Source organism: Micromonospora sp. CA-244673 (assembly GCF_050948395.1).
Classification (GTDB): domain Bacteria; phylum Actinomycetota; class Actinomycetes; order Mycobacteriales; family Micromonosporaceae; genus Micromonospora.
Window position 1 is genome coordinate 3614179 of the sequence record NZ_CP192019.1, and the last position, 20116, is coordinate 3634294.

17 protein-coding genes are annotated in these 20116 nt (G+C 72.5%); 14 read left to right on the top strand and 3 right to left on the bottom strand.

Annotated elements, in window-relative coordinates; translation table 11 throughout:
• Positions 1-6 precede the first annotated feature (6 nt).
• The 11 genes from ACQP12_RS16815 (at position 7) to araA (ending at position 12969) form a co-directional block, all read left to right on the top strand.
• A complete protein-coding gene (locus ACQP12_RS16815; protein WP_433279979.1) occupies positions 7-459 on the top strand; it encodes a DUF6220 domain-containing protein in 453 nt (150 codons plus the stop codon).
• Positions 456-2195 (top strand): multicopper oxidase family protein, encoded by a 1740-nt coding sequence (locus ACQP12_RS16820; protein ID WP_433279981.1) that lies wholly within the window; start codon positions 456-458, stop codon positions 2193-2195. The genes ACQP12_RS16815 and ACQP12_RS16820 overlap by 4 nt, the downstream gene beginning before the upstream one ends.
• A gap of 63 nt (positions 2196-2258) precedes the next feature.
• Positions 2259-2762 (top strand): hypothetical protein, encoded by a 504-nt coding sequence (locus tag ACQP12_RS16825; RefSeq protein ID WP_433279983.1) that lies wholly within the window; start codon positions 2259-2261, stop codon positions 2760-2762.
• 225 nt (positions 2763-2987) lie between these two features.
• On the top strand, positions 2988-3974 hold the full coding sequence (locus tag ACQP12_RS16830; RefSeq protein WP_433289299.1) for a LacI family DNA-binding transcriptional regulator: 987 nt from the start codon (positions 2988-2990) through the stop codon (positions 3972-3974).
• Between the two features lie 265 nt (positions 3975-4239).
• A complete protein-coding gene (gene araB / locus ACQP12_RS16835) occupies positions 4240-5919 on the top strand; it encodes a ribulokinase (RefSeq protein ID WP_433289301.1) in 1680 nt (559 codons plus the stop codon).
• Positions 5916-6608 carry an L-ribulose-5-phosphate 4-epimerase gene (locus tag ACQP12_RS16840; protein ID WP_433279984.1) on the top strand — a complete coding sequence of 231 codons (693 nt, stop codon included), beginning with the start codon at positions 5916-5918 and terminating at the stop codon, positions 6606-6608. The genes araB and ACQP12_RS16840 overlap by 4 nt, the downstream gene beginning before the upstream one ends.
• 136 nt (positions 6609-6744) lie before the next feature.
• Positions 6745-7737, top strand: coding sequence for an ABC transporter substrate-binding protein (locus ACQP12_RS16845; RefSeq protein WP_357951233.1), 993 nt, complete (start codon positions 6745-6747; stop codon positions 7735-7737).
• A gap of 111 nt (positions 7738-7848) precedes the next feature.
• The gene (locus ACQP12_RS16850; RefSeq protein ID WP_433279986.1) at positions 7849-9387 is read left to right on the top strand and encodes a sugar ABC transporter ATP-binding protein; all 1539 of its coding nucleotides are present in this window, start codon (positions 7849-7851) and stop codon (positions 9385-9387) included.
• Complete coding sequence (locus ACQP12_RS16855) at positions 9384-10454, top strand: ABC transporter permease (protein WP_433279988.1); 1071 nt, start codon at positions 9384-9386, stop codon at positions 10452-10454. The genes ACQP12_RS16850 and ACQP12_RS16855 overlap by 4 nt, the downstream gene beginning before the upstream one ends.
• Positions 10451-11440 (top strand): galactofuranose ABC transporter, permease protein YjfF, encoded by a 990-nt coding sequence (gene yjfF, locus ACQP12_RS16860; RefSeq protein ID WP_433279990.1) that lies wholly within the window; start codon positions 10451-10453, stop codon positions 11438-11440. The genes ACQP12_RS16855 and yjfF overlap by 4 nt, the downstream gene beginning before the upstream one ends.
• Positions 11441-11466: 26 nt before the next feature.
• Positions 11467-12969 carry an L-arabinose isomerase gene (gene araA, locus ACQP12_RS16865; protein WP_433279992.1) on the top strand — a complete coding sequence of 501 codons (1503 nt, stop codon included), beginning with the start codon at positions 11467-11469 and terminating at the stop codon, positions 12967-12969.
• 89 nt (positions 12970-13058) lie between these two features.
• Here the strand turns inward: araA and ACQP12_RS16870 are convergent, their stop codons facing one another.
• Positions 13059-14033: an SDR family NAD(P)-dependent oxidoreductase gene (locus ACQP12_RS16870; RefSeq protein WP_433279994.1), complete on the bottom strand. Its 975-nt coding sequence runs from the start codon at positions 14031-14033 to the stop codon at positions 13059-13061.
• 84 nt (positions 14034-14117) lie between these two features.
• Between ACQP12_RS16870 and ACQP12_RS16875 the strand changes: the two genes are divergently transcribed.
• Positions 14118-15038 carry an AraC family transcriptional regulator gene (locus ACQP12_RS16875; RefSeq protein ID WP_433279996.1) on the top strand — a complete coding sequence of 307 codons (921 nt, stop codon included), beginning with the start codon at positions 14118-14120 and terminating at the stop codon, positions 15036-15038.
• Positions 15039-15301: 263 nt separating this feature from the next.
• Here the strand turns inward: ACQP12_RS16875 and ACQP12_RS16880 are convergent, their stop codons facing one another.
• A complete protein-coding gene (locus ACQP12_RS16880; RefSeq protein WP_433279998.1) occupies positions 15302-16891 on the bottom strand; it encodes an FAD-binding oxidoreductase in 1590 nt (529 codons plus the stop codon).
• Positions 16892-16970: 79 nt separating this feature from the next.
• On the opposite strand from ACQP12_RS16880, the gene ACQP12_RS16885 reads away from it, so the two are divergent.
• Complete coding sequence (locus ACQP12_RS16885; protein WP_433280000.1) at positions 16971-17432, top strand: YdeI/OmpD-associated family protein; 462 nt, start codon at positions 16971-16973, stop codon at positions 17430-17432.
• A gap of 61 nt (positions 17433-17493) precedes the next feature.
• Here ACQP12_RS16885 and ACQP12_RS16890 read toward each other — a convergent pair whose 3' ends face one another.
• Complete coding sequence (locus ACQP12_RS16890; protein ID WP_433280002.1) at positions 17494-18687, bottom strand: endo-1,4-beta-xylanase; 1194 nt, start codon at positions 18685-18687, stop codon at positions 17494-17496.
• Between the two features lie 354 nt (positions 18688-19041).
• Here ACQP12_RS16890 and ACQP12_RS16895 point away from each other — a divergent pair, with 354 nt between their 5' ends.
• Positions 19042-20061 carry a LacI family DNA-binding transcriptional regulator gene (locus tag ACQP12_RS16895; protein ID WP_433280004.1) on the top strand — a complete coding sequence of 340 codons (1020 nt, stop codon included), beginning with the start codon at positions 19042-19044 and terminating at the stop codon, positions 20059-20061.
• Positions 20062-20116 lie beyond the last annotated feature (55 nt).

A 20116-nucleotide genomic window follows, 5' to 3' on the forward strand; every position in this document is an offset into this window, starting at 1 on the left:
ACGATCATGCGGAAAGCCTTCGTCGTCACCAGCACCCTGTTGCTCGTCGCGTTCGCCCTGCAGTTCGTCTTCGCCGCCGTGGGCGCGTTCACGAAACCCGCGGGCGAGCGCGCCTACGCGCTGCACAGCGCCACCGGGATGGCGGTCATCCCGGTCCTCACCCTGCTCACCATCCTGTTCGCCGCCCTGGCGAAGGCGCCGGGCCGGCTCGTCGGACTGACGGTCCTGCCGCTCGGCCTCGTCATCCTGCAGGCGCTCCTCGCCACGCTCGCGAACGGCACGACCGACGCCGCCGGCGGGAGCACGCCGGTCGGCCTGACCATCGCCGGGCTGCACGCGGTCAACGGGATCGTCGCGGTGCACGTCGTGGTCGGCGTGCTCCGGGCAGCCCGGAAGCTGGCGAGCCCGGCGCCGGCCGAGGTCGCCCAGGTGACCGTCCGGGAAGGGGAGCCGGCATGACCGTCGGCTCGCTGCTCGCGGCCGACCTCGTGATCGCGGTCCTCGCGGCCGCCGGGTGGCTGGGCGGCGGCGCCGCGTCGGCCGCCCGGCGCCGGCCGCTCGCCCTCGGACTGGCGGCCCTCGCCCTGGTCGCCACGCTCGCCCGCGCCGTCACGATCACCGCGCTCGCCCGCGCCGGCTGGTGGTTCGCGGCGGAGAAGGTCCTCATCGCCGCGCCGCTCGCGCTCGCCGGGGTGGTGGTCGCCGGGCCGCGGCTGCTGCGGGCCCCGGGCGACATCCGCTCCGTCGCGGTTCCGCTCCTCTTCGCCGGGTACGCCGACAGCGGCGCCCTGCTCGTGACGGTCCTGCACGGCTATCCCGCGTCGGCGGGCGCGGGACTGCTCGCGGTCGCCGGGGTCGTCACGGCGACCGCGGTCTCGTGGCGCTTCCTCGGCGCGCCCCCGTCCCGGACGGTCTCGCGGGTGGCCCTCGTGGTGGCGGTCGCGGCGCTGCTGACCGGAACCGCGCTGGCCGCCGCCCCGGGCGCCGCTCCCGCCGTACCCCATGATCACGGAGCTGGGGATGCGCGGACCGTGGGCGAACCGACCAGGCGGTTCACCCTGACGGCCGGAACAGCGACGGTGCGCGCCGGTGGCCGCGACGTCGCGGCGTGGGCCTTCGACGGGCAGGTTCCCGGGCCGGAGCTGACCGCCGCCGTCGGCGACGTCCTGGAGGTGACGCTGCGCAACCGGGACATCGCGCGCGGCGTCACGCTGCACTGGCACGGGTACGACGTGCCGAACAGCCAGGACGGGGTGCCCGGCGTGACGCAGGCGGCGGTGCTGCCCGGCCAGGAGTTCGTCTACCGGTTCCGCGCCGATCAGGCCGGGACCTACTGGTACCACACGCATGCGGTGTCCGACGTCGGCGTGCGGATGGGGCTCTACGGCGTCCTGGTGGTGCGCCCGGCGCCGGCGACCGGCGTCGACGTCACGGTGCCGGTGCACACCCTCTCCGGCCGTCCGCTGCCCGAGCCGAGAACCGAGCCGGTCGAGGCGGGGACGCCCGTGCGGCTGCGGTTGATCAACACGGACAGCACGACGCACCGGTACGCCCTGGCCGGCACCCCGTTCCGGGTCGCCGCGATCGACGGATCGGACCTGCGGGGCCCGACCTCCCTCGTGGACACCGCCGTCCTCATCCCGGCCGGGGGCCGCTACGACCTGGTGTTCACCGCGCCCGCCACGCCCGTGGCGCTGTTCGTCGACGGACGGGCCGTCTACTCGACCGGACCGGTGTCGGCGGCGACCGCCGGGTGGCCGGTGCTGGATCCGCTCGGCTACGGCGCGCCTGCCCCGGTGCCGTGGTCCCGCTTCGACCGGACGTTCACCCTCGTGCTCGACCGCGGCCTGGACCTGCACGGACTGCTTCCGCGATACGCCCACACCGTCAACGGCGCGGCCGACCCGGACATCCCGCCCCAGGTCGTCCGCCTCGGCGACGCCGTCCGGTTCACGATCGTGAACCGGTCCCAGGTCGTGCACCCGTGGCATCTGCACGGCCACCACGTCCTGGTGCTGTCCCGCAACGGAGCGCCGGCCACCGGAAGCCCGCTGTGGCTGGACTCCTTCGACGTGCGCCCCGGCGACGTCTGGGAGGTGGCGTTCCGGGCCGACAATCCCGGCATGTGGGCCAACCACTGCCACAACCTGGCGCACGCCGACGCCGGGATGACGCTGCACCTGATGTACTCGTGATCGTCCGGGCGGCGGGCGTGCGTCGCGGAGTCGGTGATCTTGGTGACCATCCACTGTGGGATCATGGCGACCCGTGTGCGCGGCTCCCGCGCCGGATTGTCTGGAGGAAGTGTGCGCCGATCAGCGCGACGACTGGCCATCTCGATTCTCGCCGCGACCGTCGCGGCGGTGACGCTCGCTACGCCCGCTCAGGCCGCGAACCCGTTCACGGCGGCGCAGGCGTGCAACAACGACTTCGGTGGCTCGTGGGCCTACGCCAGTGACGGCCACCGGTCGATCACCGCGCCGGACGGCACCAGGGTGGGTGACGTCTACCTGATGTACAACAGCGCGAGCGGCTACAACTGTGTCGCCACCCTCAAGCGGGTGGCCCTCGGCTCGACGACGGGGGCGTCGGCGGGCATCCGGGTGGAGGGCGATTCCTGGGTCGACGACTCCGGCAGCTACAAGTACTACGCCGCGATCCAGCGTTCCGCCCGCGACAAGTGTGTGATGTACCGCGGCGAGGTCCTGTACGCCACCAGTTGGCAGAGCGCCGGTCGGTCCAGCTGGGGCAACTGCGGCTGAGCGACACGTGCCTCAGCTCAGGGCGGTGTGACGCCGCCCTGAGCTGCCGCCGCGCTCCCGGCCCCTGGCCGGGAGCGCGGCGGCGCTTCGCCGGGGAGGGCACGCGCCGGGGCGTACACTGGCCGCTCGTTCGCGCCGGGTGGCCCCGGCGCCGTGCCGGGGGCTGCCGGGGGGCTTGGCGGTCGGGGCTTGGCGGGGAGGGTGTGTGCCGTGCGTGGTCCCGCGATGACGGATGTGGCTCGGCTTGCGGGGGTGTCGCATCAGACGGTGTCGCGGGTGTTGAACGGGCATCCGAATGTGCGGGAGCAGACGCGTCTGCGGGTGCAGGCGGCGATTGTGGAGTTGGGGTATCGGCCGAATCGGGCGGCTCGGGCGTTGGTGACGGGTCGGTCGCAGGTGATTGGTGTGGTGGCGCAGAACACGACGTTGTATGGGCCGGCGTCGTTGTTGGCGGCGTTGGAGCAGACCGCGGCGGAGGTGGGTTTCGCGGTCACGGTGGGTAGTGTGCGGGATTTGGATCGGGTGTCGATTTCCGCGGCGGTGGAGCGGCATCTGGCGCATCGGGTGGCGGGCATTGTCGTCATCGCTCCTGTCGAGTCGGCTGGTGAGGCGTTGGAGCATCTGCCGAAGGACGTTCCGCTGGTGACGGTGGATGGTGATCCGCGTCGGCCGGTGCCGTTGGTGACGGTGGATCAGGTGGCGGGGGCGCGGGCGGCGACGCGGCATCTGTTGCAGGCGGGTCACCGGACGGTGTGGCATGTGTCGGGGCCGGCGGACTGGTTTGACAGTGCGGGGCGTATTGAGGGGTGGCGGGAGGCGCTGCGGGTGGCGGGTGCTGAGGTGCCGCCGTTGGTGGCGGGGGACTGGTCGGCGGCGTCGGGTTACCGGTGTGGGCAGGTGTTGGCGCGGATGCCTGAGGTGACGGCGGTGTTCACGGCCAACGACCACCTCGCGTTGGGTGTGTTGCGGGCGTTGCATGAGCATGGTCGTCGGGTGCCGGCGGAGATCAGTGTGGTGGGTTTCGATGATGTGCCGGAGGCGGCGTATTTCATTCCGCCGTTGACGACGGTGCGGCCGGACTTCGTCGCGGTGGCCCGGGCCAGTCTGGATCTGCTGCTCGCCCAGATCGAGTCCGGCGTGGTCGGTGAGCTGCGGCGGACCATCGCACCGAGGCTCGTCTCCCGCGACAGCGTCGCCGCCCCGCCGGCCTGACCGGCCGCGGTGGGCCGGGCCAACGTCCGTTGTGCCGACGCTGTGACCGCTAACAGGGCTTGAGCTCCCGCGGCTGGTGATCGCTCGGTCCGTGGTGTTCGCCGCCGAGGCCGTCGCGCCCGCACGCCGGACGGATCGTGGGCAGAGCCCCGAACCGCGCTTCCCGGCAACGACCCTGCCGGTTACCGAACTGTTGCGCCGGCGCCTTGACCACCACCAATGTGAGCGCTAACAATGTGAGCCACGGCACAGGCAGGCGGAGGTGGTGGGAGTGACCGGATCGGGGGACCGGTACGTCGTCGGGGTCGACTTCGGAACGCTGTCGGGCCGGGCCCTGGTGGTCCGCGTCGGGGACGGCGCGGAGCTCGGCACCGCGGTCCACGAGTACCGGCACGGGGTGATCGAGTCCACGCTCCCGGACGGGACGCCGCTCCCACCGGACTGGGCGTTGCAGGACCCCGAGGACTACCGGGAGGTGCTGCGGCACGCGGTGCCGGCCGCCGTGGCCGCCGCGGGGATCGACCCGGCCCGCGTGATCGGGGTCGCGACCGACTTCACCGCCTGCACCGTCCTGCCCGCACTGGCCGACGGCACCCCGCTCTGCGAGGTGCCGGAGCTGCGCAGCCGGCCGCACGCCTGGGTGAAGCTGTGGAAGCACCACGCCGCGCAGCCGCACGCCGACCGGATCAACGCGCTCGCGCACGAGCGCCGCGAGGCATGGCTCCACCGCTACGGCGGGAAGATCTCCGCCGAGTGGCAGTTCGCCAAGGGCCTGCAGATCCTCGACGAGGACCCGGAGATCTACCGTCGCGCCACGCGGTTCGTCGAGGCGGCCGACTGGATCGTCTGGCAGCTCTGCGGGGTGGAGACCCGCAACATCTGCACGGCCGGCTACAAGGGCATCCGCCAGGACGGCCGCTATCCGTCCCGCGACTTCCTGGCGGCGCTCGACCCGGGGTTCGCCGACTTTGTGGCCAAGCTGGACGGGCCACTGCTTCCCATGGGCGCCCGGGCCGGCGCGCTCACCGCCGAGGCCGCCGCGTGGACCGGCCTGCCCGAGGGCATCGCGGTCGCGGCCGGCAACGTCGACGCCCACGTCACCGCCGCCTCCGCCCGGGCGCTGGTGCCCGGCCACCTCGTCGCCATCATGGGCACCTCGACCTGTCACGTGGTCAACGGCACCGAGCTGGCCGAGGTGCCGGGCATGTGCGGTGTCGTCGAGGGTGGACTCAGCCCGGACGCCTGGGGCTACGAGGCCGGCCAGAGCGGCGTCGGCGACATCTTCGGCTGGTTCGTCGCGCACGCCGCGCCGGCGGGTGTCGACTCGCACGAACGGCTCTGCGAGCTGGCCGCGGCGCAGCCGGTCGGCGCCCACGGACTGATCGCGCTGGACTGGTGGAACGGCAACCGCTCCCTGCTGGTCAACCACGACCTGAGCGGTCTCATCCTGGGGCTGACGTTGGCCACCCGGCCGGCGGACGTCTACCGGGCGTTGCTGGAGTCGACCGCGTACGGCACCCGCATGATCATCGAGGCGTTCGTCGAGGCGGGGGTGCCGATCCGGGAGCTGGTGGTGGCCGGCGGCCTGACGGCCAACCCGCTGCTCATGCAGATCTACAGCGACGTCACCAACCGGCCGCTGAGCCTCATCGGTTCGGCGCAGGGGCCCGCGCTGGGCTCGGCCATCCACGCGGCGGTCGCCGCCGGCGCCTATCCGGACGTCTACGCGGCCTCGGCGGCGATGGGCCGGGTCGACCGCGACGCCTACCGGCCGGATCCCGGGCGGGCGAGGGCCTACGACGCGCTCTACGCCGAGTACCGGACCCTGCACGACCACTTCGGACGCGGCGGCAACGACGTCATGTCCCGCCTCCGCGCGTTGCGCAACGCCGCCGTCGAACGACCGGCGGCACAGGTCGACACGCCGCTGGAGGTGGTCGCATGAGCGCCGAGCCCGGTCAGCAGATCCGGCGGCTGCGGGAGAGCATTGCCCGGCTGCACGCCGAACTCACCCGCTACCGGCTGGTCGCGTGGACGTCCGGGAACGTCTCGGCCCGGGTGCCCGGACAGAACCTCATGGTGATCAAGCCGAGCGGCGTCGACTACGACGACCTCGCCCCGGAGAACATGGTCGTGTGCGACCTCGACGGCGTCGTCGTCGAGGGCGACCTCGCGCCGTCGAGCGACACCGCCGCCCACGCCTACGTCTACCGCGCCCTGCCCGAGGTGGGCGGGGTGGTGCACACGCACAGCGGGTACGCGACCGCCTGGGCGGCCCGCGGCGAGTCGATCCCGTGCCACCTCACCGCCCAGGCCGACGAGTTCGGCGGCGAGATTCCGATCGGTCCGTTCGCCCTGATCGGCGGCGAGGACATCGGCAAGGGGATCGTGGCGACCCTCGCCGGGCACCGCTCGCCGGCGGTGCTCATGCGCAACCACGGCGTCTTCACCATCGGGCGGGACGCCCGCGCCGCGGTGAAGGCCGCGGTCATGTGCGAGGACATCGCCCGCACGGCGCACCTGGCCCGGGCGCTCGGCGCGCCGCTGCCGATGGCGGCCGCCGACGTCGACGCCCTGCACGACCGCTACCAGAACGCCTACGGACAGCGGCCTCCCTCACCGGCGAGCCCCTGAGGGGCCGCCCCGATCGCGCGGCCGTTCCCCGGACCGTCCGCGTCGCACCACCCACCACCACCAGCGCAGGCCGTGCGCCCACGGGGGCGCGCGGCCTCCCAGAACGCTTACCCCGAGGAGATTTGCGGTGAAGAGAATGAGGACACACCCGCCGTCCCGCAAGGTCATCGCGGTGCTCGCCGCCGCGCTGCTCGCCACCGGCGTGGCGGCCTGCGGCAACAGCGACACGGGCGGCAGCGGCGGCGACGACGGCAAGATCACGCTCGGCTTCTCCCAGGTCGGCGCGGAGAGCGGCTGGCGCACGGCGAACACCACCTCGATCAAGGAGGCCGCGACGGAGGCCGGGATCGACCTCAAGTTCGACGACGCCCAGCAGAAGCAGGAGAACCAGATCAAGGCCATCCGCAACTTCATCCAGCAGAAGGTGGACGTGATCGCCTTCTCGCCGGTGGTGGAGTCCGGGTGGGACACCGTGCTCAAGGAGGCCAAGGACGCCAAGATCCCGGTCATCCTCACCGACCGCTCCGTCGACTCGGCCGACAAGTCGCTCTACAAGACCTTCCTCGGGTCGGACTTCGTGAAGGAAGGCCGCCTCGCGGGGGAGTGGCTGGTGGAGCAGAAGAAGGCCGCCACCGGCCCGGTCACCATCGTCGAGCTGCAGGGCACGACCGGCTCGGCGCCGGCGAACGACCGGAAGAAGGGCTTCGCCGAGGCGATCGCGGCCAACCCCAACCTCAAGATCGTCGCTTCCCAGTCCGGTGACTTCACCCGCGCCGGCGGCAAGCAGGTGATGGAGCAGTTCCTGAAGGCCAACCCGAAGATCGACGTGCTGTTCGCCCACAACGACGACATGGGTCTGGGCGCGCTGGAGGCGATCACCGCGGCCGGGAAGGTGCCCGGCAAGGACATCACCATCATCACCGTCGACGCGGTCAAGGACGGGATGCAGGCCCTCGCCGACGGAAAGTTCAACTTCATCGCCGAGTGCAGCCCGCTGCTCGGTCCCCAGCTCATGGACCTGGTCAAGAAGGTGCACAACGGCGAGGAGGTGCCGGCCCGGATCGAGACCCAGGAGACCACCTTCACCCAGGAGCAGGCGAAGGAAGCACTGCCCAACCGCAAGTACTGACCGGACCACGGGGGTCGCGACCCCGCATCCGGAAGCGGCGGCCGGGCCTCGGGCCCGGCCGCCGCGCCCACACCGCCCACCGCCTCATCGACCAGGAAAGGACCCGGTGGCATGACGGGTAGCCATCCAGTGCTGACAATGACCGGGATCAGCAAGTCCTTCCCGGGGGTACGGGCGCTCGACGGCGTGGACTTCCGCCTCCTCCCGGGCGAGGTGCACGCCCTCATGGGCGAGAACGGCGCCGGCAAGTCGACCCTCATCAAGGTGTTGACCGGCGTCTACAGCGCCGACCACGGCACGGTCACGCTCGGCGGCGAGCAGGTGTCCTTCACCGGCCCGATGCAGGCCACCGCCGCCGGCGTGAGCACCGTCTACCAGGAGGTCAATCTCTGCACCAACCTCTCCGTGGCGGAGAACATCTTCATCGGCCGGGAACCCCGCCGGCTCGGCGCGGTGCGGTGGGCGGAGATGCGGCGGCGCGCCCGCGCCCTCCTCGCCCGGCTGGACCTCGACATCGACGTCAACGCGCAGCTCGGCAGCTACTCGCTGGCCGTGCAGCAGATGGTGGCGATCGCCCGCGCCATCGACATCGAGGCGCGGGTGCTGGTCCTCGACGAACCCACCTCCAGCCTCGACGCGGGCGAGGTCGCGCAGCTGTTCCGGGTCATGCGGCAGCTGCGCGACGACGGCCTCGCGATCCTGTTCGTCACCCACTTCCTGGACCAGGTCTACGAGATCGCCGACCGGATCACCGTGCTGCGCAACGGCCAGCTCGTCGGCGAGTACCCGACGAGCGAGCTTCCCCAACTCGGCCTGGTGGAGAAGATGATCGGCAAGGAACTGCGGGTGCTGGAGCGACTCGACGAGCAGTCCCGGCACGACGCCGCGCCGGCGGAGGGCGCACCGCTGCTGGAGGTGCGCGAGCTGGGACGCCGCTCGGCGGTCGCACGGTTCGACCTCACCATCCACGAGGGGGAGGTGGTCGGCCTCGCCGGGCTGCTCGGCTCGGGCCGTACCGAGGTCGCCCGGCTGCTGTTCGGCGCCGACCGTGCCGACCACGGCACCGTCCGGGTGCACGGCACACCCACGGCGCTGCGTACCCCGGTGACCGCCATCGGCCACGGCATCGGCTTCTGCTCGGAGAACCGGCGAGCCGAGGGCATCGTCGCCGAGCTGTCCGTGCGGGAGAACATCATCCTGGCCCTGCAGGCCGCGCGGGGCTGGCTCCGGCCCGTACCCCGCCGCCGGCAGGACGAGCTGGTCGAACGGTACGTGCAGGCCCTGAGCATCCGGCCGGCCGACCCGGACATCCCGGTGGGCAACCTCTCCGGCGGCAACCAGCAGAAGGTCCTGCTCGCGCGCTGGCTCATCACCGAGCCGCGCCTGCTGATCCTCGACGAGCCGACCCGGGGCATCGACATCGGCGCCAAGACCGAGATCCAGCGGCTGGTCGCGCAGCTCTCCGACGGCGGCATGGCGGTGCTGTTCGTCTCCGCCGAGCTGGAGGAGGTGCTCCGCCTCAGCCACACGATCGCCGTGATGCGCGACCGGGAGATGGTCGCGCGACTCACCAACGACCAGAGCATCGACGCCGACCGGATCATGCAGACCATCGCGGCCGGCGCCGGGCACGAAGGGGTGCCGTCATGAGCAACCGAACGGCCGGCTACCGGGCGTTGACGACACACCGGCTCTTCTGGCCGGTCGTCGTCCTCGTCGGCATGCTGGCCGCCAACACCGTCTACCGCCCCGGCTTCCTGTCGGTGCAGATGCGCGACGGTCACCTGTACGGCAGCCTGATCGACATCCTCCGGCTGAGCGCGCCGCTGATCCTGGTCGCGCTCGGCATGACGCTGGTGATCGCCACCGGCGGCATCGACCTGTCGGTGGGCTCGCTCTGCGCCATCAGCGGCGCCATCGCCTGCCTCCACATCAGCCAGCAGCGCGACCAGAACAGCATCGGTGGGGTGTTGACCGCGCTGGCCCTCGGGCTCGGGGTGGCCCTCGTGCTCGGCGCCTGGAACGGCGTGCTGGTCGCGGTCATCGGCATCCAGCCGATCATCGCCACCCTCATCCTCATGGTCGCGGGTCGGGGCCTCGCCCAGCTGATCACGGAGGGGCAGATCCTGACCATCAACTCGGCCCCGTACAAGGCGATCGGCGTCGGTCACCTGCTGACCCTGCCGCTGGCCATCTTCCTCGCCCTCGCCGCGGCTCTCCTGGTCGCCGCGGTGACCCGGCGGACCGCCCTCGGCCTGATCATCGAGTCGGTCGGTGGCAACGCCCAGGCCAGCCGCCTGGCCGGCATCCGGTCCGCGCGGATCACGTTCCTCGTCTACGTGATCAGCGCGGCCTGCGCCGCGGTCGCCGGCTTCATGATGACGGCCAACGTGTCCAGCGCCGACGGCAACGCGGCGGGCCTCTGGGTCGAGCTGGACGCGATCCTCGCCGTGGTCATCGGCGGCACCTCTCTCGCGGGCGGCCGGTTCTCCCTCGGCGGCACCATCCTCGGCGCGCTGCTCATCCAGACCCTCACCACCACGGTGTACGCCATGAACATCTCGCCCCAGACCTCGCTGCTGTTCAAGGCGGTCGTGGTCATCGCGGTCTGCCTCATCCAGGCGCCGGGCTTCCGGGCCCGCTTCACCCGACGCCGGGCCCCGGCGGCCGGGCCCACCCCCGCCACCGAGCAGCCGAAGGAGCAGGTGCCGGCATGACGACCCTCTCCCTGCTGGCCGCGCGTACCCGGTCGCGGCTGCCCCGGCGGCACGTCCCGGTGCTGGCCACCCTCGCCCTGCTGCTGGTCCTGTACGGCGTCGGCGTGTCCCAGTACCGCGCGTTCTCGAACGTCCAGGTCGTCTTCAACGTCTTCATCGACAACGGCTTCCTGCTCGTCGTCGCCGTCGGGATGACCTTCGTGATCCTCACCGGAGGGATCGACCTCTCCGTCGGCTCGGTCGTCGCGATGACCGCGATGGTGTCGGCGTTCCTGCTGCGCGAGGGGCTGCCCGCGGCGCTGGTGCTGCTCGTCGCGCTGCTCATCGGGCCGATGCTCGGCTTCCTGATGGGCTGTGTGATCCACTTCTTCGACATCCAGCCGTTCATCGTCACCCTCGCCGGGATGTTCTTCGCCCGCGGCATGTGCACCTTCATCAGCGGCTCGTCCATCCCGATCACCGACGGGTTCTGGACCAGGATGTCCCAGCAACGCATCGGCAACCCCAGCGGCAACTTCGTCTCGATCAGCGTGCTCATCGCCTTCGCCGTGGTCGCCGTCGCCGCGTACACGCTGGCCTACACCCGGCTGGGCCGCAACGTGTACGCCATCGGCGGCAACTCGCAGTCGGCGCTGCTCATGGGGCTGCCCGTGGGGCGGACCCGGATCGCCGTCTACACCATCAGCGGTCTCTGCGCGGCGATCGGCGGGATCCTGCTGTCCTTCTACACGCTCTCCGGCGCCCCGCTCATCGGCGTCGGCATGGAACTCGACGTCATCGCCGCCGTCGTCATCGGCGGGACCGTGCTGACCGGCGGCGCCGGCTACGTCTTCGGCACCGTGCTCGGGGTGCTGGTCCTCGGGGTCATCCAGACCCTGATCACCTTCGACGGCAGCCTCAACTCGTGGTGGACCAAGATCGTGATCGGCGGCCTCCTCTTCGCGTTCATCCTGCTCCAACGCCTGATCGGAATCCGCTACAAGTGACCGACCAACTCGCGGGAGGCGACCCCATGGCATCGCACGCTGAGCCTGAGATCTGGTTCCTGACCGGCAGCCAGGCCATGTACGGCGAGGACACCCTCCGCCAGGTGGCCGACCAGTCGCGGCAGATCGCGGCGGCGCTCGACGGCTCGGCGCGCATCCCCGCCCGGGTCGTGTGGAAGCCGGTCCTGACCACCAGCGGCGACATCCTGCGGGTCTGCCGGGACGCCGCCGCCCACGGGGCCGTCGGCGTGATCGCCTGGATGCACACCTTCTCACCGGCGAAGATGTGGATCGCGGGCCTGGACGCGCTGCGGACGCCGCTGCTGCACCTGCACACCCAGGCCAACGTCCTGCTGCCGTGGGACGAGATCGACATGGACTTCATGAACCTCAACCAGGCCGCGCACGGCGACCGGGAGTTCGGGTTCATCCAGACCCGCCTCGGTGTGGCCCGCAAGACCGTCGCCGGGCACGTCAGCGACCCGCGCGTGGTGTCCCGGGTGGGCGCCTGGGCGCGGGCGGCCATCGGCTGGTCGGCCATGCGCTCGCTGCGGCTGGCCCGCTTCGGCGACAACATGCGCGACGTGGCGGTGACCGAGGGCGACAAGGTGGAGGCGGAGCTGCGCTTCGGGGTCTCCGTGAACACCTACGGGGTCAACGACCTCGTCCAGGTGGTCGGCGAGGTCACCGACGCGCGGGTGGACGACCTGGTCAAGGAGTACGACGACAGCTACCGGCTGGTCCCCGAGCTGCGCACCGGCGGCGACCGGCACGAGTCGCTGCGCTACGCCGCCCGGCTGGAACTCGGCCTGCGGACCTTCCTCGACGCCGGTGGCTTCCGCGCCTTCACCACCAACTTCGAGGACCTGGGCGGGCTGCGCCAGCTCCCCGGCATCGCGGTGCAACGCCTGATGGCCGACGGCTACGGCTTCGGCGGCGAGGGCGACTGGAAGTCGTCGGTCCTGGTGCACACCCTCAAGGCCATGGCGGTCGGGGTCGACGGCGGCACCTCGTTCATGGAGGACTACACCTACGACCTCACCCCGGGCCGGGAACTGGTCCTCGGCGCGCACATGCTCGAGGTCTGCCCCAGCATCGCCGCGGGCACCCCTTCCGTCGAGATCCACCCGCTCAGCATCGGTGGGCGGGAGGACCCGGTCCGGCTGGTCTTCGACGCCGCCCACGGTCCCGCGGTCGTGCTGGGCCTGGCCGACATGGGGGAGCGGTTCCGGCTCGTCGCCAACGAGGTGGATGTGGTGGCGCCGCCCCATCCGCTGCGCCGGCTGCCGGTCGCCCGGGCCGTCTGGCGCCCCCGCCCGCACCTGGCCGGCTCCGCCGAGGCGTGGATCACCGCGGGCGCCCCGCACCACACCGTGCTCTCGCAGGCGGTGGGCGTGGAGGAACTGCACGACCTGGCCGAGATGAGCCGCACCGAGCTGGTCGTCATCGACGCCGACACGGACCCGCGCCGCTTCGCCGAGCAGATCCGCTGGAACCAGGCGTACTACCGGCTCGCCCGGGGGTTCTGAGCCGGCGGTCCCGGGTCTCGCGACGAAGACCGGCCGGCGGTCACCCGCCGGCCGGTCCCGGTGTGCCGGGGTCGGCAGTGCAGCGGCGCTCAGGCTCGGCGGGAGGCGAGGGCTTGCTCGGCGTACGCCCAGAGCCGGTCGGCGGCGGCGACGTCCACGGCGTGCTCGGCCACCCCGGTCATCGGTTCCGGACCGCCGGGGACCACCGCCGACTCCTGGTTGTCCTCGAAGTAGCGGCCGGTGACCCCCTCGACCAGCGGCGACGCGGCCGGCAGGACGGTGGTGGCGGCGCCCTGGGCCGGGGTCTTGTAGTGCTCCGGCACCGACAGGTTGCCCGCCTCGTCGGTCGTCACCCCGAAGGTGCGCAGGGTGTCCGCGCCGAGGTGACGTTGCAGGTTGGTGATGATGACGCCGGGGGCCAGGGCGTTGGCGGTGATCCCGTCGGCGGCCCAACGCCGGGCGATACCGACGGCCAGCAGGACGTCGGCGGTCTTGGACTGGCTGTACGCGGTCCACGGGTCGTACGGGCGGCGGGCGAAGTGCGGGTCCTCGAAGTCGACACCGGCGCGCAGCTGTGCGCCCGAACTGACCACGACGACCCGCGCGGAGCCCGCGGAGCGGAGGTTGTCGTGCAGGCCCCGGGCCAGCGCGAAGTGCCCGAGGTAGTTGGTGGCCAGCTGCAGTTCCCAGCCTTCCGTGCTCAGCTGGCGGTCCGGTAGCGCCATGATCCCGGCGTTCGCGATCAACGCGTGCAACGGCCCGGTCCACCCGGCGACGAAGGCGTCGACGGAGTCGAGGTCGGCCAGGTCGAGCGCGGCGGCCCGGACCGTGCCCGGACCGGGTCCGGCGAACTCGGCCACCAGGTCGTCCGCGCGGGCGGGGTCACGGGTCGCCACGGTGACCTCCGCGCCGGCGCGGGCGAGGGCGCGGACCGTCTCCAGACCGATGCCCGAGGCGCCGCCGGTGACGATCATGCGGCGCCCGGTGAGGTCGACGCCGTCGATGACCTCCTCGGCGGTGGCGCGGGCGGTGAACTCGGTGGTCAGGCGTGTGCTCTCTGTCATGACAGCAACGCTACGACCGACGGTTCTGGACGAACTATAGTTTGCCGTCCGAGAAAGTTTCGCCAGCGTCCGAAGGGGGTGTGCGTGGACCCGTTGGAGGACGTTCTCTCCCTGACCGGCGCCACGAGTCACCTTTCCGCCGGTATGTCGGCCGGCGGAGCGTGGGCCGTCCGGTTCGAGCCGCCCGCCGGCGTGAAGTTCAACGTCGTACGCCGCGGTGCCTGCTGGCTTCGCGTGGACGGGGTGCCCGATCCCCTCCGGCTGCACGAGGGCGACTGCTTCCTGCTGACCCGGCCGGTCGCGTTCACCCTGGCCAGCGACCTGAGCCTGCCGACCGAGCCGGCGGGGCCCCTGTTCACCGCGGCCGTCGACGGCGTGGCCCGCGCCGGCCAGGGCGACGAGGTGTTCCTCATCGGCGGAGCGTTCTCCTTCACCGACCGCGCCCAGGCCCTGCTGCTCGACGGCCTGCCGCCGGTCATCCGGGTGGCGGCCGGGACGCCGGAGGCCGCCACCGTGCGACGCGCGGTCGCCGAGATCGACGCGGAGCTGCAGCAGGACGCGGCGGGGGCGAGGCTCGTCGCCGAGCACCTGGCCGTCGTCATGCTGGTGCGGATCCTTCGCCTGTACCTCACGCGGGACGCCGGCCACACCTCCGGCTGGTTGGCCGGCCTGACCGATCCCACCGTGGCGACCGTCCTGCGGCGGATGCACGCCCGGCCCGCACACCCCTGGACGGTCGCCGAGTTGGCCCGCAGCGCGGCGGTCTCCCGCTCCACCCTGGCGGCCCGGTTCAAGCAGGTGGTCGGCCAAGGGCCGCTGGAGTACCTCACCGCGTGGCGGGTCGAGCTTGCCGCCGACCGCATCCGCCGCGGCGACGACACCGTCGCCACGATCGCCCGCGACGTGGGGTACGGCTCCGAGAGCGCCTTCAGCGTCGCCTTCAAACGCGCCATCGGTCTCTCGCCGCGCGCCTACCGCGCCGCCGGCGCGCGCGCGGAGCACTGAGGCCGAGACGCGCGGTTCGTCCCGGAGTCCCGCGCGCCGCGGGCCCGGCTGGCCCGCCTGGTCGCCGAGACCGGTCTGGCGGTACGGCCGCAACCACCATGGCCACCGTGGCCGTTCAGCCGCGGTGGTCCGACTTCTCGCCCGCCGCCTCGACGCGGAACGCGGGGTACCGCGCCGCGATGGCCGCGAACTCGGCCAGGGGTGCGTGCCGGTCGACGGGTAGGTGCGGCCGGGCTCCGGGTACCGTCGCCAGGTACCGCGGGTCAGTCCACGAGCACGCCGGGGTTGAGGATCCCGTGCGGGTCGAGCGCGGCCTTCGCGGCGCGCAGGGCCAGGGCGAACGGTTCGGGGCGCTGCCGGTCGTAGCCGGGGCGGTGGTCGCGGCCGACGGCGTGGTGGTGGGTGATGGTGGCGTGATGGCGGTGGAGGACGTCGGTCGCCACGTCCTTGAGGTGGTCCCACACGGCGACCTCGTCGCCCGCCCGGCCGCCGGCCAGAACCGTGAAGTAGGGCGCGGCTCCGTCGGGATAGACGTGGGTGAGGCGGCAGTTGACGGCGGCGGGATGCCCGGTGGCCTCGCGCGCGGCGGCGCCCACCTCGTCGCGGACGGCGTCGATCAGCGCGGGAAGCCGTTTCCAGGTGGCGGCCGTCTCGAAGGTCTCGACGACGGCCCCCATCCGGGCGAGGCCGTCGCGCAGGTACGGCATCCGGAGGAACGCCGAGCGCCAGGCGCCGACCGCGTCGTCGCCCCGACCGCCCGAGGAGGGCGTGCCGCCGTGCGCGCGAGCCAGGTCCAGCGCCTGGGCGAGAGCGGCGTCCACCGGCACGGCGGCCGACTCGAAGCCGAGGACGAGGACGGACGAGCCGTCCCGGGCAGCGCCGGACAGGGCGGCCTCGCCGGCATCGAGCAGGCGGCAGTTGGCGGGGGTGAGGCCGGACTGGGCGATCGTACGAACCGCCCGCAGCGCGGCGGCGAAGTCGGCGAAACGCACCGACGCGGAGGCCCGGTGGCGGGGGCGGTCCTGCAGGCGCATCCACGCCTCGGTGATGACGCCCAGGGTGCCTTCCGAACCGAGGAACAGCCGGTCGGGGGACGGTCCGGCGCCGGAGGCGGGCACCTGCCACGACGTGCCGGCGCCGGCCGGGGTGACCAGTCGCAGGGACTGTACGAAGTCGTCGATGTGCGTGTGGACCGTGGCGTAGTGACCGCCGGCCCGGGTGGCGAGCCAGCCGCCGAGGGTGGAGAACTCGAAGCTCTGCGGGAAGTGCCGCAGCGTCAAGCCGTGCGGCCTGAGCTGGTCCTCCAGTGCCGGGCCGAGAACGCCGGCCTGGATGCGGGCGGCCCGGCTGACGGTGTCGACCTCCAGCACCCGGTCCAGCGCGGTCAGGTCGAGGGACACCACCGCCCGGTGCGCGTCGCCGCGGTACTCCACGCCGCCGGTCACCGAGGAGCCCCCGCCGTAGGGGATCACGGCAACGCCGCGGTCGCCGGCCCACTCCAGGAGGTCGGCCACGTCCTGGTCGTTGCCCGGCCGGGCGACCAGGTCCGGTATCCGCGCCGGCCGGCCGCGCAGGGCGCGGATGACATCCCGGTACGCCTTGCCCATGGCGTGCGCGGCGCGCGCCCCGGGGTCGGCGGTGACCAGCTGCGCGAGGCTCGGCGGCGGCTCGACGGCGGGCCGGTCGATCCGCAGGTCGGCGACCCGAGGGACGGGCAGTGGGCGCGGGAGCGTACCGGGGAGGAGGGCTCCCATCGCCACGCATTCGGCGTCGTCGGGGTGTTCGTCCGCCCAGCCCCAGCCCCACCAGGAGCGGGCACGGGCGGTGGGGCGGGCGGTCACGGCGTCGGCCATGGCCATGACGGTAGCCATCGATCGCCGGGATTGCCGTCCGTTGATCGCCGGCCGGCGTGCTGCCGACTACGATGACGTCATGACCGGGACCCTCGCGTTGACGTTGACGTTGGAGCAGCGCGGTCCGGCCGGAGCGTTCGTGCTGTCCGACGAGCAGGTGTCGGTCGTGGGGGAGGGGCGGCGGACGTTCCCCGTGCGCGTGGATGTCAACGGGGTGACGCTCCCGCTGCGGCTGGCCCGGATGGGCGGGGAGAACCTGATCGGGTTGTCACGTGCGGCGCGGGCGCAGGCGGGCGTGAGCATCGGGGCGACGTACGAGGTCGCCATCGCCCTCGACGCGGAGGCCCGTGGCGTCGAGGTGCCCGACGACCTGGCCGCCGCCCTCGCCGGTGATCCCCAGGCGCAGACGGCGTTCGGGGCGCTGGCCCCCTCGCACCGCAAGGAGTTCGTCCGCTGGGTCACCGAGGCCAAGCGGGAGGCCACCCGGGCGCAGCGCGTCACGAAGACCATCGAGATGCTCCGCGCCGGCCAGCACCGCTGAGCGACCCGGAACGGCGCGGGGCGGGGCCGGTCGACCGACCGGCCCCGCCCGGACGCTGCGCCTAGCGGCGCGGCCGCTGCGGGAGGCGCGGCAGGACGTACGGTGGCCCGCTGTAGATCAGGTCGGCCCTCATCTCCTGGTACGCCCGCTTGGGCTGGTAGTTCTCGTCGTAGATGGTGGCCAGGCCCTCCGGCGGGTCGGTGAACCAGCCGGGCACCCAGGAGTGCTTGTCGGTGAATCCCCAGACGGTGAACGACAGGCAGTGCCGCTCGGCCAGGCAGGCCTGCAGCAGCACGCTGAAGTTCGCGGCCGAGGCCTGCAAGCGCGGGTTGATCTCGTTCGAGTCGCCCGCCTGAACTCCCTCGGTGAGCTGGCTGCGCACGTCGACCTCGGTGAACGCGGTGGCCAGCCCGAGCCCGGCGAACTTCCGCAGCGCCTCGGCGACCTGGAGGGTGTCGAAGTTGCCGTACTGGGTGCCGAGGTGGCCCTGGCTGCCGATGCCGTCGATCGGCACGCGCTGGGCGAGCAGGCTCTTGGCCATGTCGTACACGAACTGGGTCTTGTCGTTGGCCGGGTCGCGTGAGCCGAACGCCTCGATGTTGTAGTCGTTGTAGAACAGCAGGGCGTGCGGGTCGGCCGCGCGGGCCCAGCGGAAGGCGTCGGCGATGTAGCCGGGCCCCAGGTGCTGGGCCCAGAACCCCTTGTAGTGCAGGGTCGACGGGGTGTCCCAGGGGTCACTGACCGCCTCGTTGACCACGTCCCACTGCCAGATCCGGCCCTTGAAATGGGTGACCACGGCGGTGATGTGCCGGCGCAGGATGTCGCGCAGCTCGGTGTCGCTGATGGAGCCGTCGGCCACGCCGGCGGTCAGCCAGCCGGGCAGCTGGTTGTGCCAGACGAGGACGTGCCCGCGTACGCGCTGGTTGTTCTGCTTGGCGAACGCGAGGAGCCGGTCGGCCGGCTCCCAGTTGTAGGTGCCGCGGGTCGGCTCCAGGCTTTCCCACTTCATCACGTTCTCGGCGGTGACCGTCGAGAACTCCGACGCCGCGAGCTGGCGGTACCTCGGGTCGGCGGGGTCGTCGAGGGCGGCCATGTCGACGGCCGTGCCGACGGCCAGGCCGTGGCGCAGCGCGAGGTTGCGCAGGCTCTGGTCGGCCGGGTCGTACGGGCGGCCCGCCGTGGCCGGCGCACTGCTGAGGGTGGCGGCGGTGGCCAGGGCGACCGCGCCGGCGGCTATCCATCGTCGCAGTTTCATGGGTTTTCCTCCGGTGGGGAACGGGTCGACCGGGACGTCGATCCAGGGGGCGCGGACGCACGCGGGTGGCGCGCCGGACGCCGATCAGAGGGACGGTGCGGGAAACCGTGGTAGGTGCGCGGCCGGTCCGATACTTTCGCGCAAACTTCCGGTAACTGAGCCGGAACAATACGAGCGTCGATCCCCCTCGTCAACCATCGGAGGGCGGCGCCGGCCGGTCCGTTCACGGGGTCCCGGTGGGGGACGACCGGGCACGGCAGGGCCTTGACCCGGATCGTGGCAGGTCATAACGTGCCCTCAACCGATCGAAAGTACCGGCATCAGACCGAAAGTCCCTGGACGAAAGGGCGACCGGTGGCCTCGGAAGGCTCCCGGAAAGTCACCATCGCGGCGATCGCGCGGCTGGCGGGCGTCTCGGTGCCCACGGTGTCGCGGGTGGTCAACGGTCGCTCCGACGTCGCGCCGCGGACCCGGGAACGGGTCGAGGAGCTGCTGACCCGGCACGGCTACCGCCGCCGCCGGCCGAGCATGCGGCCCAGCTCCGGTCTGATCGACCTGGTCTTCAACGACCTGGACAGCCCCTGGGCGGTCGAGATCATCCGCGGGGTCGAGGACGTCGCGCACGCGGCCGGCATCGGCACCGTGGTCTCCGCGATCCACCGGCGCAGCTCGTCGGCCCGGCAGTGGCTGGACAACCTGCGCACCCGCTCCACCGAGGGGGTCATCTTCGTGACCTCCACCCTGGAGCCGCCGCTGCAGGCCGAGCTGCGCCGCCTCAACATCCCCGTCGTCATCGTCGACCCCGCCGGTGTGCCCCCGCAGGAGGCGCACACCATCGGGGCGACCAACTGGGTGGGCAGCCTGCGCGCGACCGAGTACCTGCTCGGTCTCGGTCACCGGCGGATCGGCTTCATCGCCGGGCCGCCGCAGCTGATGTGCAGCCGGGTGCGTCTGGACGGCTACCGGGCGGCGCTGGAGACCGCCGGCCTCACCGTGGACGAGGAGCTGATCCAGCCGGGCAACTTCTACCACGAGGCCGGCTTCGCCGCCGGCACCCACCTGCTGCGCCTGCCCGACCCGCCCACCGCGATCTTCGCCGCCAGTGACCAGATGGCCCTCGGGGTCTACGAGGCCGTCCGGCGACGCGGCCTGCGGGTGCCCGACGACGTCAGCGTCGTCGGCTTCGACGACCTGCCGGAGGTCCGGTGGTGCTCCCCACCGCTGACAACCGTCCGGCAGCCCCTGGCGAAGATGGGCCTGCTCGCCGCGCGCACGGTGCTGCGCCTGGCCCAGGGGGAGCGGATCGAGAGCCCCCGGGTCGAGCTGGCCACCCAGCTCGTCGTCCGCGACAGCGCCGCCCCGCTGGTCCCCTGACTCCCACCGACCGCCGATCCGGTGCGACTTCCCTCGGGTGGACCTCGGGCCGCGG

Excerpts from the sequence above, each read along its gene's own strand:
- yjfF (WP_433279990.1), top strand. The coding sequence starts at position 10,451 with ATGACGACCCTCTCCCTGCTGGCCGCGCGTACCCGGTCGCGGCTGCCC.
- ACQP12_RS16815 (WP_433279979.1), top strand. The coding sequence starts at position 7 with ATGCGGAAAGCCTTCGTCGTCACCAGCACCCTGTTGCTCGTCGCGTTC.
- ACQP12_RS16885 (WP_433280000.1), top strand. The coding sequence starts at position 16,971 with ATGACCGGGACCCTCGCGTTGACGTTGACGTTGGAGCAGCGCGGTCCG.
- ACQP12_RS16830 (WP_433289299.1), top strand. The coding sequence starts at position 2,988 with ATGACGGATGTGGCTCGGCTTGCGGGGGTGTCGCATCAGACGGTGTCG.
- ACQP12_RS16880 (WP_433279998.1), bottom strand. The coding sequence starts at position 16,891 with ATGGCCGACGCCGTGACCGCCCGCCCCACCGCCCGTGCCCGCTCCTGG.
- ACQP12_RS16820 (WP_433279981.1), top strand. The coding sequence starts at position 456 with ATGACCGTCGGCTCGCTGCTCGCGGCCGACCTCGTGATCGCGGTCCTC.
- ACQP12_RS16840 (WP_433279984.1), top strand. The coding sequence starts at position 5,916 with ATGAGCGCCGAGCCCGGTCAGCAGATCCGGCGGCTGCGGGAGAGCATT.
- araA (WP_433279992.1), top strand. The coding sequence starts at position 11,467 with ATGGCATCGCACGCTGAGCCTGAGATCTGGTTCCTGACCGGCAGCCAG.
- ACQP12_RS16890 (WP_433280002.1), bottom strand. The coding sequence starts at position 18,687 with ATGAAACTGCGACGATGGATAGCCGCCGGCGCGGTCGCCCTGGCCACC.
- ACQP12_RS16855 (WP_433279988.1), top strand. The coding sequence starts at position 9,384 with ATGAGCAACCGAACGGCCGGCTACCGGGCGTTGACGACACACCGGCTC.
- ACQP12_RS16845 (WP_357951233.1), top strand. The coding sequence starts at position 6,745 with ATGAGGACACACCCGCCGTCCCGCAAGGTCATCGCGGTGCTCGCCGCC.
- ACQP12_RS16870 (WP_433279994.1), bottom strand. The coding sequence starts at position 14,033 with ATGACAGAGAGCACACGCCTGACCACCGAGTTCACCGCCCGCGCCACC.
- ACQP12_RS16850 (WP_433279986.1), top strand. The coding sequence starts at position 7,849 with ATGACGGGTAGCCATCCAGTGCTGACAATGACCGGGATCAGCAAGTCC.
- ACQP12_RS16825 (WP_433279983.1), top strand. The coding sequence starts at position 2,259 with ATGGCGACCCGTGTGCGCGGCTCCCGCGCCGGATTGTCTGGAGGAAGT.